At 38.3% G+C, this 19,264-nt stretch carries 24 protein-coding genes; 7 read left to right on the top strand and 17 right to left on the bottom strand.

Annotation, left to right across the window (positions count from 1 at the left end):
• Positions 1 to 142: 142 nt before the first annotated feature.
• Genes ZA05_RS07595 through ZA05_RS07585 form a run of 3 tightly spaced genes read left to right on the top strand, consistent with a single transcriptional unit; the run spans position 143 to position 3,917 of the window.
• Positions 143 to 2,326, top strand: coding sequence for a T9SS type A sorting domain-containing protein (locus ZA05_RS07595; RefSeq protein WP_053991185.1), 2,184 nt, complete (start codon positions 143 to 145; stop codon positions 2,324 to 2,326).
• Positions 2,327 to 2,374: 48 nt separating this feature from the next.
• A complete protein-coding gene (locus ZA05_RS07590; RefSeq protein ID WP_053991093.1) occupies positions 2,375 to 2,665 on the top strand; it encodes a DUF3817 domain-containing protein in 291 nt (96 codons plus the stop codon).
• A 1-nt stretch (position 2,666) separates the two neighbouring features.
• Positions 2,667 to 3,917, top strand: a complete 1,251-nt coding sequence (locus tag ZA05_RS07585) for a mechanosensitive ion channel family protein (RefSeq protein WP_053991092.1) — start codon at positions 2,667 to 2,669, stop codon at positions 3,915 to 3,917.
• Positions 3,918 to 3,948: 31 nt separating this feature from the next.
• Here the strand turns inward: ZA05_RS07585 and ZA05_RS07580 are convergent, their stop codons facing one another.
• The 4 genes from ZA05_RS07580 to ZA05_RS07565 form a co-directional block, all read right to left on the bottom strand.
• The gene (locus ZA05_RS07580; RefSeq protein ID WP_053991091.1) at positions 3,949 to 4,617 is read right to left on the bottom strand and encodes an OmpA family protein; all 669 of its coding nucleotides are present in this window, start codon (positions 4,615 to 4,617) and stop codon (positions 3,949 to 3,951) included.
• Positions 4,618 to 4,631: 14 nt separating this feature from the next.
• Positions 4,632 to 5,135 (bottom strand): lipocalin family protein, encoded by a 504-nt coding sequence (locus tag ZA05_RS07575; protein ID WP_053991090.1) that lies wholly within the window; start codon positions 5,133 to 5,135, stop codon positions 4,632 to 4,634.
• A 61-nt stretch (positions 5,136 to 5,196) separates the two neighbouring features.
• Positions 5,197 to 5,586, bottom strand: a complete 390-nt coding sequence (locus ZA05_RS07570) for an acyl-CoA thioesterase (protein WP_053991184.1) — start codon at positions 5,584 to 5,586, stop codon at positions 5,197 to 5,199.
• A gap of 5 nt (positions 5,587 to 5,591) precedes the next feature.
• On the bottom strand, positions 5,592 to 6,482 hold the full coding sequence (locus tag ZA05_RS07565; protein ID WP_053991089.1) for a DUF72 domain-containing protein: 891 nt from the start codon (positions 6,480 to 6,482) through the stop codon (positions 5,592 to 5,594).
• Between the two features lie 187 nt (positions 6,483 to 6,669).
• Between ZA05_RS07565 and ZA05_RS07560 the strand changes: the two genes are divergently transcribed.
• Both ZA05_RS07560 and ZA05_RS07555 read left to right on the top strand, forming a co-directional pair.
• Positions 6,670 to 7,071 carry a hypothetical protein gene (locus tag ZA05_RS07560; protein WP_053991088.1) on the top strand — a complete coding sequence of 134 codons (402 nt, stop codon included), beginning with the start codon at positions 6,670 to 6,672 and terminating at the stop codon, positions 7,069 to 7,071.
• Positions 7,072 to 7,074: 3 nt separating this feature from the next.
• Entirely contained in the window at positions 7,075 to 7,521 is a 447-nt protein-coding gene (locus tag ZA05_RS07555; protein WP_053991087.1) for a hypothetical protein, read from the top strand.
• Here the strand turns inward: ZA05_RS07555 and ZA05_RS07550 are convergent.
• Complete coding sequence (locus tag ZA05_RS07550; RefSeq protein ID WP_053991086.1) at positions 7,518 to 8,195, bottom strand: DUF2461 domain-containing protein; 678 nt, start codon at positions 8,193 to 8,195, stop codon at positions 7,518 to 7,520. The two genes, ZA05_RS07555 and ZA05_RS07550, sit on opposite strands and share 4 nt — an antisense overlap.
• A gap of 80 nt (positions 8,196 to 8,275) precedes the next feature.
• The gene (locus ZA05_RS18335) at positions 8,276 to 8,446 is read right to left on the bottom strand and encodes a hypothetical protein (protein WP_197276065.1); all 171 of its coding nucleotides are present in this window, start codon (positions 8,444 to 8,446) and stop codon (positions 8,276 to 8,278) included.
• A 372-nt stretch (positions 8,447 to 8,818) separates the two neighbouring features.
• On the opposite strand from ZA05_RS18335, the gene ZA05_RS07545 reads away from it, so the two are divergent.
• Positions 8,819 to 9,043, top strand: coding sequence for a hypothetical protein (locus ZA05_RS07545; RefSeq protein WP_053991085.1), 225 nt, complete (start codon positions 8,819 to 8,821; stop codon positions 9,041 to 9,043).
• Positions 9,044 to 9,181: 138 nt separating this feature from the next.
• Complete coding sequence (locus tag ZA05_RS07540; protein ID WP_231632466.1) at positions 9,182 to 9,607, top strand: hypothetical protein; 426 nt, start codon at positions 9,182 to 9,184, stop codon at positions 9,605 to 9,607.
• Between the two features lie 51 nt (positions 9,608 to 9,658).
• Here ZA05_RS07540 and ZA05_RS07535 read toward each other — a convergent pair whose 3' ends face one another.
• From ZA05_RS07535 to ZA05_RS07485, 11 genes are all read right to left on the bottom strand, one after another.
• Positions 9,659 to 10,444: a tRNA pseudouridine(38-40) synthase TruA gene (locus tag ZA05_RS07535; protein ID WP_053991084.1), complete on the bottom strand. Its 786-nt coding sequence runs from the start codon at positions 10,442 to 10,444 to the stop codon at positions 9,659 to 9,661.
• Between the two features lie 37 nt (positions 10,445 to 10,481).
• Entirely contained in the window at positions 10,482 to 11,078 is a 597-nt protein-coding gene (hisIE, locus tag ZA05_RS07530) for a bifunctional phosphoribosyl-AMP cyclohydrolase/phosphoribosyl-ATP diphosphatase HisIE (RefSeq protein ID WP_053991083.1), read from the bottom strand.
• Positions 11,079 to 11,117: 39 nt separating this feature from the next.
• On the bottom strand, positions 11,118 to 11,873 hold the full coding sequence (gene hisF / locus ZA05_RS07525; RefSeq protein ID WP_053991082.1) for an imidazole glycerol phosphate synthase subunit HisF: 756 nt from the start codon (positions 11,871 to 11,873) through the stop codon (positions 11,118 to 11,120).
• Between the two features lie 2 nt (positions 11,874 to 11,875).
• Entirely contained in the window at positions 11,876 to 12,607 is a 732-nt protein-coding gene (hisA, locus tag ZA05_RS07520) for a 1-(5-phosphoribosyl)-5-[(5-phosphoribosylamino)methylideneamino]imidazole-4-carboxamide isomerase (RefSeq protein WP_053991081.1), read from the bottom strand.
• Positions 12,608 to 12,619: 12 nt separating this feature from the next.
• Positions 12,620 to 13,207 (bottom strand): imidazole glycerol phosphate synthase subunit HisH, encoded by a 588-nt coding sequence (gene hisH / locus ZA05_RS07515; RefSeq protein ID WP_053991080.1) that lies wholly within the window; start codon positions 13,205 to 13,207, stop codon positions 12,620 to 12,622.
• Positions 13,208 to 13,221: 14 nt separating this feature from the next.
• Entirely contained in the window at positions 13,222 to 14,355 is a 1,134-nt protein-coding gene (gene hisB / locus ZA05_RS07510) for a bifunctional histidinol-phosphatase/imidazoleglycerol-phosphate dehydratase HisB (protein ID WP_053991079.1), read from the bottom strand.
• Positions 14,352 to 15,410 (bottom strand): histidinol-phosphate transaminase, encoded by a 1,059-nt coding sequence (gene hisC / locus ZA05_RS07505; protein ID WP_053991078.1) that lies wholly within the window; start codon positions 15,408 to 15,410, stop codon positions 14,352 to 14,354. The genes hisB and hisC overlap by 4 nt, the downstream gene beginning before the upstream one ends.
• The gene (gene hisD, locus ZA05_RS07500) at positions 15,407 to 16,708 is read right to left on the bottom strand and encodes a histidinol dehydrogenase (RefSeq protein ID WP_053991077.1); all 1,302 of its coding nucleotides are present in this window, start codon (positions 16,706 to 16,708) and stop codon (positions 15,407 to 15,409) included. Before hisD ends, hisC begins: the two co-directional genes overlap by 4 nt.
• 13 nt (positions 16,709 to 16,721) lie before the next feature.
• The gene (gene hisG / locus ZA05_RS07495; protein ID WP_053991076.1) at positions 16,722 to 17,579 is read right to left on the bottom strand and encodes an ATP phosphoribosyltransferase; all 858 of its coding nucleotides are present in this window, start codon (positions 17,577 to 17,579) and stop codon (positions 16,722 to 16,724) included.
• A 222-nt stretch (positions 17,580 to 17,801) separates the two neighbouring features.
• Positions 17,802 to 18,407 carry a hypothetical protein gene (locus tag ZA05_RS07490; protein WP_157514603.1) on the bottom strand — a complete coding sequence of 202 codons (606 nt, stop codon included), beginning with the start codon at positions 18,405 to 18,407 and terminating at the stop codon, positions 17,802 to 17,804.
• Between the two features lie 39 nt (positions 18,408 to 18,446).
• Positions 18,447 to 19,262, bottom strand: a complete 816-nt coding sequence (locus ZA05_RS07485; protein ID WP_053991074.1) for a prohibitin family protein — start codon at positions 19,260 to 19,262, stop codon at positions 18,447 to 18,449.
• Positions 19,263 to 19,264 lie beyond the last annotated feature (2 nt).

Below are 19,264 nucleotides of genomic sequence, written 5' to 3'. Positions count from 1 at the left end.
TGTTAATACCTTATGTTATTTCGGTTAAAATTAAAATATCTACATATTTTTCTGTTAAAAAAGTGTTGGGTTTTGATAGTTGAAAAACTTTGTTACATTTGAAACAACCAATATTCAATTAACTAAACAACCAGTTCTTTTTATGAGAAAAACTACGCTATGTTTTTTACTGTTTTTCATATCCTTACACAGTTGGTCACAGCAATCTGTGGCTCGTGAATGGAATGAAGAGCTTTTATCGGCCATCCGTATAGATTTGGCCAGACCTACGGTTCACGCCCGCAACCTATTTCACAGTTCCATAGTTATGTATGATGCCTGGGCCATTTTTGATGATGTGGCCGAAACGGTGTTTTTAGGTAAAACCTTTGGAGGGTACGAATGTCCATTCGATGGAATTACCACTCCTACCGATGTGGCTGCTGCTAGGCACGAAATTATTAGTTATGCCATGTTTAGGCTTTTGAGCCATCGCTTTGAAAATGCTCCGAATAGCGCCGTTAGCGAGGCGTCATTTTTAACTCGTTTTACAGATTATGGCTATGACGCCGAATTTATTTCAACGGATTATAGTGATAGTTCCTATGCGGCTTTGGGAAATTATTTGGCCGAGCAAATGATAGCATTTGGTCTTCAAGATGGTTCCAATGAATCCGATGGATATCTTAGTGAGTATTACGCCCCTATAAATGACCCTTTGGTTTTGGATTTGTATGAGGACAACAGTGCTATTAATCCAAACCATTGGCAGCCTTTGGCCTTCGATGTGTATATCGACCAGAGTGGAAATGTATATCCTTTGACGACCCCAGATTTTGTGGGGCCGGAATGGGGACAAGTCACTCCTTTTGCCTTGACAAGTGAAGATTTGGATATTTTGAACGATGGGTTTGATTGCTATGTGTATAACGATCCAGGTGCTCCTTGGTACATTCAGGACTCTAATGAAGACGGCATTGAAGATCCTTATAAATGGAGTTTTGCCCTTGTGGCATCATGGTCATCCCATTTGGATCCAGCCGATGAAACCATGATTGATATCTCGCCTGCAAGCATTGGAAATTTTGACAGTGAAGGCTTTCCTGAAACCTTTGCGGAATACCAGGAATTCTATGATTTTATGGGCGGTGGAGATGCCAGTACGGGCCACGATTTAAATCCTGCCACTAACCTTCCCTACGAACCTCAAATGGTGAAACGTGCCGATTACGCTAGGGTTTTGGCAGAATTCTGGGCCGATGGCCCATCTTCTGAAACGCCTCCCGGACATTGGTTTACCATTTTGAATTATGTAAGTGACCACCCTGATTTGGAGAAAAAATTAGGAGGAGAAGGTCCTGTTTTGGAAGACCTGGAATGGGATGTAAAGAGTTATTTGGCACTTGGTGGAACGGTACACGATTGTGCCGTAAACACTTGGGGAATCAAAGGGTATTACGACTATATCCGCCCAATTTCGGCCATTCGTTACATGGCTTCCAAAGGACAAAGTTCTGATGCTTCCTTACCGAGTTATGATCCCCATGGTTTGCCATTGATAGAAGGACGTATCGAACTTATTGAAACAGGAGACCCTTTGGCAGGAGAAGATGATGAAAACGTAGGGCAAATAAAGGTATATGCCTGGAAAGGCCCAGATTATATTGAAGTTCCAGAAACTGATGTTGCCGGAGTGGATTGGATTTTAGGAACCCATTGGTGGCCCTATCAACGCCCATCCTTTGTAACCCCGCCGTTTGCAGGGTACCTATCTGGCCATTCTACTTTTTCCAGAGGAGCAGCCGAAACAATGACCTTGTTAACAGGGGATGAATTTTTCCCTGGAGGTATGGGAACATTCGACTTGGTTGAAAATGAATTTTTAGTGTTCGAGGAGGGCCCTACACAAAACATGACCTTGCAATGGGCAACCTATAGAGACGCTTCAGACCAAACCAGTTTATCAAGAATTTGGGGAGGAATCCACCCTCCTATTGATGATATTGGTGGGCGCATCATTGGTGAAAAAGTAGGCCCAGACGCTTTTGCCAAAGCTATGACCTATTTCAATGGAGAGACTTTGTCTACAAACCCTGTTGCAGATTTGCCTAGCATTAAAATGTATCCAGTTCCTTTCCATGATCAATTAACGGTACAGCATGGCTATGCCGAAGCATTGGAACTGAAACTTTACAGTATGGATGGTAAGCAACTACTGTCCAGAACACTTCAAGCACATGAAACAGCGACCTTGTCATTAGAGCAGTTGGCCACAGGAATGTACTTGGCCAAGTTCTATAATGCCAACAACAGCCCAGTGTTAGTTAAAAAAGTGGTAAAAAATTAGACCATTCCTAAAGCGTATGGTATTTTTGTGTCATCATAAAAGTACCATATGCTTTCACTTCATTCTACCTTTCGTGTGATTGCCTTTTTAGAAGGCCTTTCTTATATTTTATTATTGTTCATTGCGGTTCCTATTAAATATTTTGGGGATGATCCCCAATTTGTTAAGCTATTGGGAATGCCCCATGGACTCTTATTTATAGCGTATATTATCCTAGCCGTTATTTTAGGAAGCAAATTACAATGGAACAACAAAACTCTTGGAAAGGTTTTAATTGCTTCAATACTACCTTTTGCTACCTTTGTTGTAGATAAAAAATTATTAAAACAACAAGCATAACGTGGAATCATTTTCGCATTATTTTTACGATTATTTTATTGGTTTAGATTTTTCAGAAACAGCTGCCATCTATTTAAATATGGGAGTTTTACTGCTTATTTTGGCAGTGATTATTCTAATTTCCGATCTAATTACCAAGAAAATTTTGGTGGGTGCTTTTGAAAGATTTGCCCAAAAGTCCAAAACCAATTTCGACGACCTTTTAATTTCCCATAAGGCCCCTCGGAATTTGGCGCATTTGGTCCCTTTTTTAATCACCTTGAACCTCTTCCCTGTTGTTTTTGTAGACTTTCCAAATTTTGAAGCCCCTGTAGAAGCTCTTATAAAAGTCTATGGAGTGCTACTGTTCATCTGGATTTTGAGAAGTGTTTTAAAAACTTTGGAGGCTTACTTTAAAACCTTACCTCGGCTAAAAGACAAACCTATTGATAGTTATATACAGGTTGTTATGTTATTTGTGTGGGGAATTGGTTTGATTCTTTGCTTTGCAATTCTTACCAATATTTCCGTTCTCAAATTTCTAACAGGCTTGGGAGCAGCCTCTGCGATTTTGCTGTTGATTTTTAAAGATACCATTTTGGGATTTGTGGCCAGTATTCAAGTGGCAGTAAACGATACCATCAGAATTGGAGACTGGGTAACCATTGAAAAGTTTGGCGCCGATGGTACGGTGATTGAAATCAATTTGAATACGGTTCAAGTGCAAAATTTTGACAATACCATTACCAATATCCCTACTTCTGCCCTTATTTCAGAATCTTTTAAGAACTGGCGAGGGATGAGCAATTCTGGCGGGCGCCGTATTAAACGATCTTTGATCATTAAGGTGTCATCCGTAAAATATTTGGATTCCCAAAGTGTGGAAGACCTAAAGAAAATCCAGTTGATTACCAACTATCTTACCAGCCGCCAAAACGATATCGACAACTACAATAACACTCACAATATTGATAAGTCTTTATTGATAAATGGTCGCAACATGACCAATTTGGGCGTCTTTAGGAAGTATATTCAAACCTATATTGAAAACCATTCCGCCATTAACAAGGACATGATGATCATGACGCGTCAATTGGAAGCGACGGCCCATGGGATCCCTTTGGAAATTTATGCGTTTAGTAGTGACAAGCGTTGGGAGAATTATGAGTATATCATTTCAGATATTTTTGACCATATGCTTGCTGCAGTGCCTTATTTTGGCTTGGAAGTTTTTGAGGTATTAAATGGAAACCTAAACCTTAGCAAAAACTAAAGTTTAGGTTTCTTAATAATAATTTGGTGTATTAATTGGCTTTTGCCTTGGCTTCATCAATCATTTCCTGATTGGCAACGATTCCTATTTCAACACGTCTGTTTTTAATTCTCCCTTCTTCGGTTGAATTATCAAAACGCGGTTTGGTTTCTCCATATCCTTCTACAGAAAAACGCCCTCTAGAGACTCCTTTGGCTACCAAATAGTCTACAACGGATTGTGCTCTCTTTTTAGAAAGTGACATATTATAGGCCTCATCTCCCGAAGAGTCTGTATGTCCTTCTACTAGAAGGTTAGTATCCGGAAACTCTATAAATACTTCTGAAAGAGCATCCAAATTCGTTTTGGCTTCTGGAGTCAAATCGGATTTGTTAATGGTAAAGTTTACCCCACTTCTATCATCAAAAGATAAGTGGATCCCCTCTCCTATGCGTTCCACTTCAGCACCAGGAACGGCTTGTTCAATTTTTTTGGCTTGTTTGTCCATGACGTTTCCAATAATGGCACCAGAAGCGCCACCCACTGCGGCCCCAATTAAGGCGCCTTTAAGATCGCCACCTATTAAACCTCCAACCAAAGCACCCCCGGCAGCTCCTGCTACGGCACCTCGTTGGGTTTTATTTGAATTTTGAACGGCACTACAACTAATCATTAGCACCGAAAGCATTATTACAAGCGTATATTTTAATTTTATTTTCATGATTTAATTGGTTTTTATAAAGTTATGTCGTCAGATACTTTGGAAAATTTTAATAGGACATCAAAAGATTTTCCCTCATAGGTGGAAGGCACTCGCAACACCATATTGCTAGCACTTAAACTTTCAATTTTAGAGCGATATCCCGTTTTGGATTTATCCAATGGTCGGTTTTTTTCGTCTGCGTATTTGAATTGGAAATAGCGAGCACCCTCGGTCTCGTAAAAAGACCAAATCATACGACTACTGGCTACTTGGCAGGTAGAATTACTGGCGTTGGTAGTAAAGCGCCCCGTATTGTTGTTGGGGATAAAAACCCACTCACTCCCTCGTAAACAGGCAGAATCGGTGTTATCGAACATATAGGCTTTGTAAAGCCCTTCTTCACCAATAAAATCAATATCTTCAACGGTCCACGTGCCCTTAAGGGTACGTTCGTTCGTTTTATCGGCCGTAGACGATGACGAGCCACAACTTAAAAAAAATAGGCACCCTATAAGGGCAAAGGTCAATGCTTTCATAATTAATGGTTTAAGTGGATTAAAGATACAAAAAAATGATAAGCAGTTGACCTTGAGTTGATTAGTTTTGCAATCTATCTTTTACAAACTCAATTTCTGTTTTGCCATGTGGTTTTGGTTTGCCTTCAGGCCCTAGGTTTACCATTACAATATTGTCAACCGTTAGAATGGTTTCTCGGGTCATTTTATTCCTGGCCTCACATTTTAAGGTCAAGGAACTCTTTCCAAATTTAACCACTTCAATACCAATTTCGATAATATCCCCTTCTTTGGCAGAGCTGGTAAAGTTAATTTCTGAAATGTACTTGGTAACCACTTTAGAGTTCTCCAGTTGGATTACGGTATACAGTGCCACTTCTTCATCTATCCAAGCCAATAATTGCCCTCCAAATAGGGTTCCATTTGGGTTTAAATCTTCGGGTTTTACCCATTTTCTAGTATGAAATCTCATATGCTTTATAATAAGGTTTGTTGTGTATTGTCTTTGTTTGGTATTTTTAATTGGCAACCTAGAGTGCCATTAAGTTTTTCAATGAAATGTGCCGACAGCAATGGGGATTCCCTTTCGATGTTTTGATGTACAAAAAAGTCGATTTCCTTGATGCCTTGATCTTGCCAGGATTTGAGCCTTTTTACCCAATCTTCCAAGCGGTTATAATCTGTGGGGTGGTTGGCACCAACATAGCGGATAAAGGCTTTTGGGGTTGTCAACCGCATATGCATTAAATCTCTCCTTCCTGCGGTATCCACAAGTACATTGGTGATATTGTTGGTTTCGAGAAGGTCATACAGTTGGTCTGACACCACGGAGTCATTATACCAATCCGTATGTCTGAATTCCATGGCAAGTGGTACTTTCTTAGGCCAGTTTTCAGCAAACCTTACAACGCGGTCAAAATCCTTGGGTGCAAAATTATTGTGCATTTGCAAAAAAATAGTGCCCAATTTTTCCTTTAGGTTGGAGGCATTGTAAAGATAATCTTCAACCACAGTTTGAACTTCATTGAGTCGCTTCCAATGACTGATTTCCTGATTCAATTTTGGGAAAAACTTAAAATCTTCTGGTGTTTTGTCATACCAAGTTGCAAACTGTTCTGCCGGGAAAATCCTGTAAAAAGTAGCATTGAGCTCGATAGCGTTGAATTGCCTTGAATAATACCCCAATTCATCCTTTGTACCTCTAGGGTAAAAACCCTTGAGGTCTGTTTTGTTCCATTTGGCACAGCCCACGTAAATTTCCGGCACATTGTCGTCTTTCACCTCATTCAAGACCCGAAGGGTATCTATATGGTCTTCTGGAATGGCAAAATCTATGGTTTCTGGGTTAGGAACGCTTCCAAATTTCATAAAACGTGGGTTTCAAAAGTGCCACTCAAAGATACGGTATTATCAAAAGTTGTCCTATGTAAAGCGCATTTAAAAGGAGAATAGAAGTATTTAAAATCCTTATGTTGTTGATAAACTAGTTAACAACAATTGATTTGACAGCGAAAAAAGGCTTTGATAATTTATAACTTTAAGAAAAACAAAAGCCATGTCACGATCTTCAGACCTGTTACAGGTGCGCCCTGTAATATCTTCCGCTTTAATTTATGAGAACATGACTCGCGATGAGCACTTCCAAAATGCAACCTTAAGACCGATTATCAAACTTCAGGGGGAATTGTTTGTAGCTGTATTTAAAAATTATGTAGATAAACATAAAAATGTCTTTTATGAATTATCTTTGCCTAAGCAACTAGACTACATCGAGAATGCCATCCATAAGGACATGAAATTCCGAAATTCTTTAAAAGGGATGGTAATTGGGCAGTTTACGGTTGAAGAGTATCAAATCTACATCCAAAACTCTTCCGCTTTAAACAAACGCATGATGGGGTTAGTCAAGGACCGATTAATTGATTACATACAGTTATTAGAGCCCAAAGTGGCTTGATTTATGAGTTTAAAACACGAATTGTTATCGGCATGTTTGGAACATGTCAATAAGCGCATTGTTAGTTACAAAAATGAAATAGAACTATTAAAGGAAGCCATAGAATCCAGCGATAAAAGCAAGGATGAAGATGACGATTCCGGGAGCGGAAAGTTATTTGATGACTTGGAAAAGAACGGACAACATTTGGCCGATGCCTCCAAAGCCTTAGACACCCTTAAAATTATCAATCCGAATTTAAAACATGACAGTGCCGTCTTGGGAAGCTTAGTAACTACCAACAGTGCTGCTTTTTATTTGGCTGTAAGTATTGGTAAAATAGAACTAGACACTAGGCCTTACCTGGTTATATCATTAAATTCTCCCATAGGAATGCTTTTAAAGAACAAGTTGACGGGAGATTCTGTAACGTTCAACAATACTACCTACACCATTAAGGAGATTTGCTAGATTATTGATTCTCCATTAAGATTGGTTGTAAGCACTTCGCTCATATAGTCAAAATATGGGCGAACCGCTTTAAATGATACATTTACGTCATTCAGAAAATCTTTAGAGAGTACCTCTTTGTCGGTATAATTTTTGGTAAAGATGTATTGCTTTTTTCTAATAAGGTCTATGGCCGGATCTTCTTTATTAAAGTCTCGTGGCGCGCTTTTAAGTTCGTCTCCTTGTAACTCGCCCCAAACGGATTTAAACTCTGGGTTATTGATGATATTGCGCATCATACTGGGGTCCATTTCAAATTCCTTTCGCATTCTAAACAAATCCTCTTTGTTGGGCTCCCAAAACCCTGTTGCAATAAAAGATTCGTTATTAGGGGCTATATGCAAATAATAGCCTCCTCGCAGTTCTGGTTTGGTTCTTCGAAAGGAGCCCCCAAAATGTGTTTTATAAGGGGCTTTGTTCTTGGAAAACCTGACGTCGCGATAAATTCTAAAAAGCTTTAGATTATCCACGTCATCATGGGTTTTTAGAAGTTCAAATAGGGAGTTGTAGGCAGATTTCACCTCTTTTTCAATGACTTTGAATTCCTTTTTATTATCATTAAACCAATCCCGTTCATTATTTTCTTTTAAACGATTTAAAAAACTGAATACTTCGGGTGAAAAGGATGATGCCATACTATTTTATTTTTTCAGAATTAAAAGTACAAAAAAGTCCTGTTTTAAACAGGACTTTGTAAAGATCTATAAGAATAGAATTAATTATCATCTAGAGCATCTTCCACATCATCGGCAGCATCCTCTATAGCATCTCCTGCATCGTCAATAGCATCTTCAATTTTTTCCCCAGTAGATTTTTTTTCTCTACAGCTAGTAAAGGTTGTTGATAAAGAAAATAATAATACAATTGCGAAAATTACTTTTTTCATAATACTAAATTTAAAGGTTAAAAATGTAGTTTGTCCAAAAACCGAACATTTAAAGGTACAATAAATGTAACAGTAAATTTGAGGTTTGATCAAAACTCTTTTAAATTCACCAATAAATTAAGTGGCGAGCTTTTAAAACAAAAAGGCTTTAACATGTTTAACAGACTTCCTTTTAATTTAACATAATTATAAGAATTATTGTACAATTTTACAGCCAATATTAACGTTTTGCAAAGTTTTGAAAGGTTTTATATTGGCTTATGTTTTACTTTTAATAATAAAAAGCAACCCCTTAAGTAACAATATATTACATTTCATTTGTTTATTGTGATATTTTTTTTTAAACTGCAATTAAATTATTAACATCAAAATATGGGCAGACCAGCAACAAAACCAGCGAAACTAAAAGACGGGTTTTATTTAGAGATACGAAATAAAGGTGCTAAAGATGGTATTAAGCTTTATAGAGACACGAAAGCCAAAATGTTAAGAACCATTAAGGAGTATGAACGCGCCAAGGATATTATCATTTTGGGGGAATCCAAAAACGGAAAATGGGTAAATAAAGAGCCCATTGTTCACATTGCAGAAGGCTAATTTTTTCTTTGACATTTTTCATCATAAAATTTATAGGTTCGTAATAATTTCATAAATTGCTGTAGTAGTTTTCTTTAAACTTTTCCAGCAGCAGTGAATATTAACCAATTAATCTATAGAAATTTTATGAACACAACTTTGAAAACAAAACCACCTATTTGGTTTTGGATTGTATGTGTTGTTGCGTTGGTGTGGAACGCCATGGGTGTCATGCAATACTTAGGGCAGACCTATCAAACAGAAAGCTTCAGGGCTCAGTACACCAGTGAACAACTTGAACTAATCTCCAATACGCCCGCTTGGGCCATTGCAGCATTTGCAATTGCTGTTTTTGGAGGGATCTTAGCCAGCATCGCACTGGTTTTAAGAAAAAAAGCAGCCTACCCCCTATTTGTTATTTCCTTAGCGGGAGTTGTGGTACAGATGATCCACAATCTATTTGTAGTTAATTCTGTTGACATATATGGACCTTTTGCAGTAATCATGACGGGGATGATTATTGTTTTCTCTCTTTTGTTTTTGTGGTTTTCAAAAAAATCAATTTCAAATCACTGGATTTCTTAAGCTATCAATATAACATTTCACATAGAGGTATCAGTTTCTGGTACCTTTTTTTTATTCGTGAAATTCAATGGAATTTAAAATTAATCCAGACGGCGGTGCTATGTAATCAATTTTTAGCTTGTTATCGGGCAGTAGAGATTCCTTGATAAAGTCTATTGAAACCAGGCCCTTTCCTAACTGTATTAAAGCACCCATCATCATTCTAACTTGATTCCTCCCAAAGCCCTGTCCTTTCACCTTAAAAGCATAGGTGTTTTCAGGGAAAAAATTTGCGGTAAACATTGTGTTTTCTACAATTTCACTGTGTAAAATGGTGCGGTCATAAACCCCATTTTCCGAAGCCTTGTAACAGTAGGTTTTAAAGTTGTGAGCACCTTGAAACATTTTGGCTCCTTCTTTCATGAGCTCTATATTTAAGGGATCTAGGATTGTCGACAGTATGGGAGCGCAAAACGGATGGCACTTTTGACCATAGGTAAAGAGGTATAGGTATTCCTTGACTTTGGAGTGTTGAATAACGTTAAAGTTTTCATCTACTTTTTGAATTGATAAGGCTCTGATGTCCTGTGGCAAATTGTAATTAAACCATTCCAAGAATTCGGTTTCATTTTCAATTTCATGAAACAAAAACAATTCGAATGCTGCTTCATTGGCCGACACCATGGCATCTGTTCTACCAGCTGCCAATGTCTTAAATCGTTTCCCTTCCAAAATATACTTAAAGGTGCGATCTATCATTAAATGAAGGGTTTTTAAATTGGGTTGCTTTTGCCAACCATGAAAGCGATATCCTAAATATTGTATCTTAAAAACGTAGTAAAACCTTTTTTCAAACATGGCGGCAAGTACGTTATTTTTGAGGCTATCACAAAATTTAATGCCGTTCTTTTAGAACATTAACCACGTCCTTTAGCATGTAGCCTTTGGCTTGAAGCAAGATCAAATAATGAAATAGTAAATCGGCGCTTTCATTTAGAAACAAGTCTTCATTATCATCCTTGGCTTCAATAACCACTTCAACAGCCTCCTCTCCCACTTTCTGAGCAATTTTGTTAAGGCCCTTCTCAAATAAAGAGGCTACATAGGATTCGGAAGGTTTAAAGTTTTCTTTCCTGTTTTGGATGATGTCTTCCAAGTCTGATAAAAATCCGAAATTGAGTCGGTTGGGCATGTCCCAACAGGTGTCGGATCCTTTGTGGCATGTAGGTCCAAAAGGTTGGGCCTGCACCAATAGGGTGTCACCATCGCAATCAATCTTCATATCCACGAGTCTCAGCACATTGCCACTCTCTTCCCCTTTTGTCCATAGGCGCTGCTTGCTCCTACTGTAGAAGGTTACCAGCCCTGATACTTTAGTTTTTTGAAGCGCTGCTTCGTTCATATAACCAAGCATGAGAACATTTTTGGTTTCTGCATCCTGGATGATTGCAGGAATTAAACCGTTGTCGTTTTTATCAAAATTAATCTGCATTCTTTCTTCGAGTTTTTATAGATGGATTTGGCATCATTTTTATAGTCGAACCGCTATGCCTTTTTCTTTTAAATTCTGTTTAAGTGTTTTGATTTCAATTTCGCCATAATGAAACACGCTGGCAGCCAGTGCTGCATCGGCTTTTCCTTCTGTGAAAGCTTCTTCAAAATGGCCTATAGTCCCTGCTCCTCCCGATGCAATGATTGGAATATGGAGATCTTTGGACAATTGCGCTAGAGCTTCATTGGCGAAGCCATTTTTGGTACCATCGTGGTTCATAGAAGTGAAGAGGATTTCCCCCGCCCCTCTATCCTGTGCTTCCTTGGCCCATTCAAAAAGGTCAATATTTGTTGGAACGCTGCCTCCCACCAAATGGACTTTCCATGCGCCGTTTATTTGTTTAGCATCTATGGCCACCACAATGCATTGGTTCCCAAATTTAGCCGACAACTCATTGATCAACTCCGGTCTTTTCACTGCCGAAGAATTGATTGATACTTTGTCGGCTCCACATTTCAATAAGGAGTCGACATCACTTATAGAACCAATCCCCCCTCCAACCGTAAATGGAATATTCACCTGTTCAGCTACATGAAGCACGAGTTCCAAGGTGGTTTTACGGGCTTCCTGAGTAGCCGAAATATCTAAAAACACTAACTCATCGGCACCTTTTTGGGCATATTGTTGGGCTAATTCCACTGGATCTCCAGCATCCATCAAATTAACAAAATTTACACCTTTGACGGTCCGCCCGTTTTTTATATCCAAACAAGGAATGATACGTTTTGTAAACATAATTAAATCAGTCTTTTTTCTAGTTCCTTCAATTGAATTCGACCTTCATAAATAGCTTTTCCTATGATAGCTCCGTCGCAGCCAAGAGCTTCCAATTCATTAATATCATGCATATTACTGATACCTCCAGAAGCAATAAGTTTTAAGCGGCGAGTTCCCTCTGTACTATCGGTTAGGATTTTTTTGTAAAGTTTGGTTGAAGGGCCTTCCAGCATTCCATCCTTACTGATATCTGTACAGATGACATACTGTATTCCTTTATCCCGATACGACTTTATAAAAGGAACGATATCCAAATCACTTTGTTCTAGCCAGCCAGAAGTAGCAATTTTCTCATCTTGACAATCGGCTCCCAAAATAATTTTGTCACTTCCATATTTGTTCAGCCATTCTTCAAATATTTCAGGGTTTTTCACAGCAATGCTTCCCCCGGTAATTTGTGAAGCACCAGAATTAAAGGCGATATGCAAATCTTCATTGGATTTTAAGCCGCCTCCAAAATCAATTTTCAGGTTGGTTTTAGACGCAATCTGTTCCAAAATTTTATAATTGACAATGTGCTTACTTTTCGCACCATCCAAATCAACCAAATGCAAGTATTCAATACTAGAACCTTCAAAGGTTTTGGCAACCTCTATTGGGTCTTCGTTATATATTTTTTTTGTACTGTAATCACCTTTGGTAAGACGAACACATTTACCTTCTATAATATCTATGGCTGGAATTATTCTCATGTTCTTATTTTCTTAAAGTTCTAAAAAATTAGCTAGGATTTTGCTGCCAATGTCACCACTTTTTTCTGGGTGAAACTGTACCCCATAAAAATTGTTGTGCTGAAGTGCTGAAGCATATGAGGTTCCATAAGTTGTTGTAGCTATGGTTTCCGGGCACATTTCAGCATAATAACTATGCACTAAATACATGAAGGCTTGGTCAGGAATGTCTTTAAACAAATCAGATTTTACATTCTCTATAGTATTCCAACCTATTTGAGGCACTTTGATGTGTTTGTCCATAGCAAATCGTTTGACCTTGGTTTGAAAAATTCCTAGGCCAACTGTATTGCCTTCCTCCGTATGTTGGCATAATAACTGCATCCCTAAGCAAATCCCCAAAACAGGTTGTTTGAGATTAGGAATTAAGTCGTGTAAATCATGGTTTCGCAACATCTTCATGGCCGAACTAGCCTCTCCTACCCCTGGGAAAATTACTTTATCAGCAGCTAAAATGGTTTCTATATTGGAAGACAATGAAGTTTCCATTCCAAGCCTCGCAAAGGCAAATTGAATGCTTTTAATATTTCCCGCACCGTAATCGATAATTACTAGTTTCATTGCTTTTTCTTTGTTTATAACACTCCCTTAGTGGATGGCAATACCATTTTTTCGACATCTCGTTTTACGGCCACCTTGATAGCTTTAGCAAAGGCTTTGAAAATGGCTTCTATTTTATGGTGTTCGTTGGTACCTTCTGCCTTGATATTCAAATTACATTTAGCGCCATCTGTGAAGGATTTAAAGAAATGAAAAAACATTTCCGTAGGCATTTGGCCTATCATTTCCCGTTTAAATTCCACATCCCAAACCAGCCAATTTCGGCCACCAAAATCGATGGCAACCTGCGCCAAACAATCATCCATTGGCAAACAGAAACCATAGCGTTCCATACCTCGTTTGTCCCTCAAAGCTTTGGCAAATGTCTCGCCCAAAGCAATGGCCGTATCTTCAATAGTGTGGTGTTCATCCACTTCCAAATCGCCATCAACCTTAATACTTAAATCCAATTGACCGTGACGCGACAATTGATCTAGCATGTGATCAAAGAATTTGATACCAGTGTCAATGTCACTTTCTCCTGTGCCATCCAAATTCAGTTCTATGTCTATTTTAGTTTCATTAGTATTACGGGTTAGTTTTGCCGTACGTTGCTCAGCTTTTAAGAACTTGTAAATCTCTTCCCAGCTATCGGTCTCCAATGCAATATATGCTTGCAATTCTTCTTCCTGGATCGAGATTTCTGAAGTCCCCAAATTGGTGTGATTATTAATGTAAACAGCCTTGGAATTTAAGTTTTTAGCTAATTCAACATCGGTTAGGCGATCCCCTATTACAAAGGATTTGGACAAATCATAGGCCTCTGAAAAATACTTGGTCAATAGTCCTGTGTTTGGTTTTCTTGTAGAAGCATTTTCATGCGGAAACGTACGGTCTATACACTGTTCTGAAAACACAACATCTTCCTGCTGAAACGTTTCTATAATGAAATTGTGTACTGGCCAAAACGTGTTTTCTGGGAATATTTCAGTGCCCAAACCGTCTTGGTTGGTAATCATTACCAATTCAAAATCCAATTCCTTTGAAATCTTGCTTAAATACTGAAATACCTTAGGGTAAAACTGCAATTTTTCAAAAGCGTCTATTTGCTCATCTTCAGGTTCTTTAATCAAAGTGCCGTCACGGTCTATAAACAATACTTTCTTCATAATGATGGTTTTAAGTTTTTTAGGGCTCGGATTAAATATTGGTTTTCTTTGGAATTCCCTACTGTAATTCGCAAACAATTATCACATAAAGGCTCTTTACTTCTATTTCTAACTACCACGTCCTTTGCTATAAGTTGGGCATATCTTTCATTGGCATCATCTACTTGCAAAAGCAAAAAATTAGCATCTGAAGGATATATCTTTTGGATAAATGAAATGTCTTTGAGCTCTTTAAGAATCAGTTCTCGTTGTTCTAAAATGGTTTTGATTTCTTGTTGAACCTCAGTTGTATTTTGCAGTTGACTTATGGCTTTTTGTTGTGTTAACTCATTGATATTGTATGGAGGTTTAATCTTGTTGAGTATGTCAATAATTTCTTTGGATGCATAGCAAATCCCTAATCGTATTCCTGCCAAACCAAAGGCCTTGGACAAGGTTTGGGTTACGATAAGATTTGGAAATTCATCCAATCGATTAAGCCAACTTTCCTGTGTAGAAAAGTCGATATAAGCTTCATCTATAACAACTAAACCATGAAATGATTGGAGCAATTCTTCAACAACCGACGCATTAAAACTGTTAGCAGTTGGATTGTTTGGTGAGCATAAAAACAATAGCTTGGTAGTTTTGACTACAGCATTTAAAATAGCTTTAACATTGGGCTGAAAATCCTCAGTAAGCAAAACCTTTATGGTTTTAATAGCGTTCACATTAGCCAAGACTTCATACATTCCATACGTTGGTGGCAATAATGCAACACTGTCTTCATTCGGTTCACAAAATGCCCTAAAAATCAAATCTAACACTTCATCGCTACCATTGCCTAAAAGTATTTGTTCCTTAGAAATTTGCTTTAAGCCAGATAACACCGCTTTAAGTTTGTTTTGCTGCGGATCTGGGTAACGGTTTAAACCATTGTTAAAAGGATTTTCATTGGCATCCAAAAACACATAGTCAGAATCTATATTTTTGAAGTCGTCCCTTGCTGAGCTATAAGGCTTTAAGGCCATGACATTGGGGCGTACTAATTTTGAGATATCAATCATTGTTTTCATGCTGTGGTAGTTTCGTTTAATACATCTTTTAGGCGAATGGAAACCGCATTCTTGTGGGCCTGTAGGCCTTCAGCATCTGCCATGAGTTCTATAGCGTCTCCAATTCCAACCAATCCTTTTGGAGTAATCTTTTGAAAGGTGATACTTTTGGTAAAACTGTCTAAATTCACTCCTGAATAAGCTCTACTGAATCCGTTGGTTGGCAAGGTGTGATTGGTTCCCGAAGCATAATCGCCAGCGCTTTCAGGAGTGTAATTACCAATGAATACCGATCCCGCATTATTGACACCGTTGATATAAAAATCTTCGTCCGCTGAACAAATGATTAAGTGTTCAGGGGCATAGCTGTTAATTATACCTAAGGCCTCTTCTTTATTTTTCATGAGAAAGCATTTGGAATTAGTAATGGCCTTTTTAGCGATTTGCATTCTAGGTAATTGTTGAAGTTGTATCTCTACTTCCTTGACGACTTTATTAATGAACGATTCTGAAGTAGATACCAAAATCACTTGGCTATCGGAGCCGTGCTCTGCTTGACTTAACAGATCTGAGGCTACATAAGCGGCATTGGAAGAGTCATCTGCCATGACCAACAATTCACTAGGGCCTGCAGGCATATCTATGGCCATTCCGTATTTTGTTGATAATTGTTTGGCTACTGTTACATATTGGTTTCCGGGACCAAATATTTTATAAACTTTCGGAATTGTTGTTGTTCCGAACGTCATTCCTGCAATAGCTTGTATACCGCCAACTTTAATGATTTTTTTTATTCCACATAAATTAGCTGTGTACAGAATTTCATTTGCGATAGCTTCAGATTTGTTGGGAGGTGTGCATAAAACGAGTTCTTTACAGCCTGCTATTTGAGCAGGCACGGCAAGCATTAAAACTGTGGAAAATAAAGGAGCGGTCCCCCCTGGAATGTACAATCCTATTTTTTCAATTGGCCTTTTTTCTTGCCAACATGAAACGCCAGGCATAGTCTCAACAGCTACTTTTGCTGTTCTCTGGGCCTTGTGAAAGGCCTCGATGTTGTTCTTTGCAATATTTATAGCCGCTTTTAGGGAATCTGGAACAGCATTGCAAGCGGTTTCTATTTCTTGGGGCGTCACTAAATTGGACTCTAAAGTCACGCCATCAAATAACAAGGTGTATTTTTTTATGGCCTCATCGCCACTTCGTTGTACATCCTCAAATATCTGCTCTACAGTGTGTTCTATGGTAGCCAAACTTTTGGTTGGCCGTTTTAATAGACTTTCCCATTGCGATCTATCTGGATTTTGAATAATATTCATAGTTGCCGTTATTTTATAGTACCATATTTTCAATTGGACAGACCAAAATACCTTGGGCGCCAACTCGTTTTAGTTCATCGATAATATCCCAAAATTCGTGTTTATTAATCACCGAATGCACAGAGCTCCATCCTTCTTGAGCGAGTGGCAATACAGTTGGACTTTTCATTCCCGGAAGAATTTTTATGATGTCCTCAATTTTGTTATTTGGCGCATTGAGAAGTACATATTTGGATTGTCTTCCTTTTAAAACGGATTGTAATCTAAATTGAAGTCGGTTTAAAATTTCTTCTTGCTCCTTGGCTATAAGGGGTGAGGCAGCCAATACAGCTTCGGATTTTAAAATAACTTCAACCTCTTTCAAATTGTTTTTAAACAAGGTACTTCCACTAGAAACAATATCCACAATGGCATCTGCAAGACCAATGTTTGGAGCAATTTCAACAGAACCATTGATAATATGCAAATGGGCCTTTATGTTGTTTTTTGTAAGGTATTGATTAACGGTGTTGGGGTAAGAGGTTGCAATCCGTTTTCCTTCCAGATCTTTATAACTTTTAAATTTTGAATTTTTGGGGATGGCAACGGATACTTTGCATTTTGAGAATCCCAATTTTTCAACAATGGATAGGTCCGCTCCTTTTTCAACCAGGACGTTCTCGCCAATAATAGCCGCATCTACCACGCCATCCCTAAGATACTGCGGAATGTCCCCATTTCGCAAATAGAACACTTCCAATGGAAAATTGCGGGCCGCAGCTTTTAGCTGGTCTTTGCCATTGTCGATAGCCACTCCAATATCATTCAGGATCTTCATGGAATCATCATGCAAACGTCCCGACTTTTGAACTGCAATTTTTAATTTACTCATTTTTTATTTTTTAATGTTTGAGTAAATCTGAGGCATTAAAGCAAAAAACCCGTTTGATTTACTCAAACGGGTTTTAGATAATATTTGGATTTATTCAATACATCTTCATCTCGCTTGAGGGCAAGTATGTAAATGATGATGTAATTGAATAAAAGTCATTTTTTAATGATTTGAAGTACAAATATTTGTGATTTAATTTTAGATATCCAAATTATTTAAAATCTATTTTAGGATTTCTTTTTTGTAAAGGTGGTCAACCAACACTTTGGAAAAACGTTTGGCTCCCTTTTTTACACTGGAAGGCGATGGTACAGACGACTGCCCTTTCCATATTAAAGCTTCTTCCTTGGATTGCATTGAACTTAGATCGTACAGGTAGGCCTCAAACCAATATTTTTTGTTGTTGGATGTATAGTAATCGGGATCGGACACCTCTGTATAACGTAAATTGACATGTTGGCCCAATCGTTGGTTTGCCGGAGCTCCGTAAAGATCGTTGTTATCATATTGGGGCAAGTTTAAATCGCCCAAATAACTAACAATTATGGCGCCATCAATACGGTGTTTGGTAAGAGTTTCAGTTATATGAGCTTCATTCCAGTTTCCTTGAACTATATTGTCCTGAAACAGTTCAGAACCATAAACAACATTGTCCATGCCATGTTTTTCGAACCTATGGCTAATGTGCTTTTCTAGGACGTCTCTTAATTCTGCATCAGAGCTCACGGCTACCACCGCTATACGCCCATAGTATTTAGGGGTTTCAATGTTTGGTTTAAGCCAATTTGATGTCATGGATGGCCCGCAGGACACCAGCAGTAAAAGCATCAAAAAAGTTAAACCAAACCTTGTCACCTCATTTTTATATTATTGATTTCCTAAAATAATTGGCATACCACTGTCTCCAGAACCAATTACGATAACTTTGCTATTTTCCGATTCCGAAAGTTTTATTGTGGCCTCAATTCCTTTGTCTTGAAGGATTTTATCAGTAAGTGATGCGCTTAGAATTTTATTGGCATCGGCCTTTCCTTGGGCTTCAATTATTTGGCGTTCCGCTTCTTTTTGGGCGGTTACCAAACGGAATTCATATTCCAAAGATTCTTGCTCTTGTTTCAATTTGCGCTCAATGGCATCCTTAATGGTTGGAGGAAGGGTTACATCCCGTACCAAAACTTCATTTAATTGAATGTATTGATCATCTACAATCTTCTTGGTCTCTTCAAATATTTCTTGTTGAATAGCATCCCTTTTACTGGAATATAATTGTTCGGGAGTATAACGACCTACAACACTTCTAGCTGCGGACCTGATTGCTGGCAAAAGCACACGTTCCCGGTATTTTTCACTTTTTTCTTTATGCAGTTTCCCTAGACTTTCATACTTAGGCTGAAACCATACTGAGGCTTCCAACTTAATGTCCAACCCGTTGGAAGACAATACATTCATTTTTTCCAAAACTTCCTGCTGTCTCACTTCATAGATAAAGACTTTGTTCCAAGGTGCTACCACATGAAAACCTTCAGACAAGGGAGGTTTATCGGTTACGACCCCTCCACTAAATGTCCTGTAGAGTACCCCTGCTTCACCGGGGCCAATGGTAATTGCTGATTTGGTAATTGTGATAATTAAAACAACTAGCAATGCCACAAAAGGCAATGCTATCTTTGGCATTTTTTCCATAA

The sequence above is a fragment of the Mangrovimonas sp. TPBH4 genome (genome assembly GCF_001280505.1).
Taxonomy (GTDB): domain Bacteria; phylum Bacteroidota; class Bacteroidia; order Flavobacteriales; family Flavobacteriaceae; genus Mangrovimonas_A.
The sequence above is the reverse complement of the archived record's forward strand: the minus strand, read 5'-3'. Positions and strand labels throughout refer to the sequence as shown.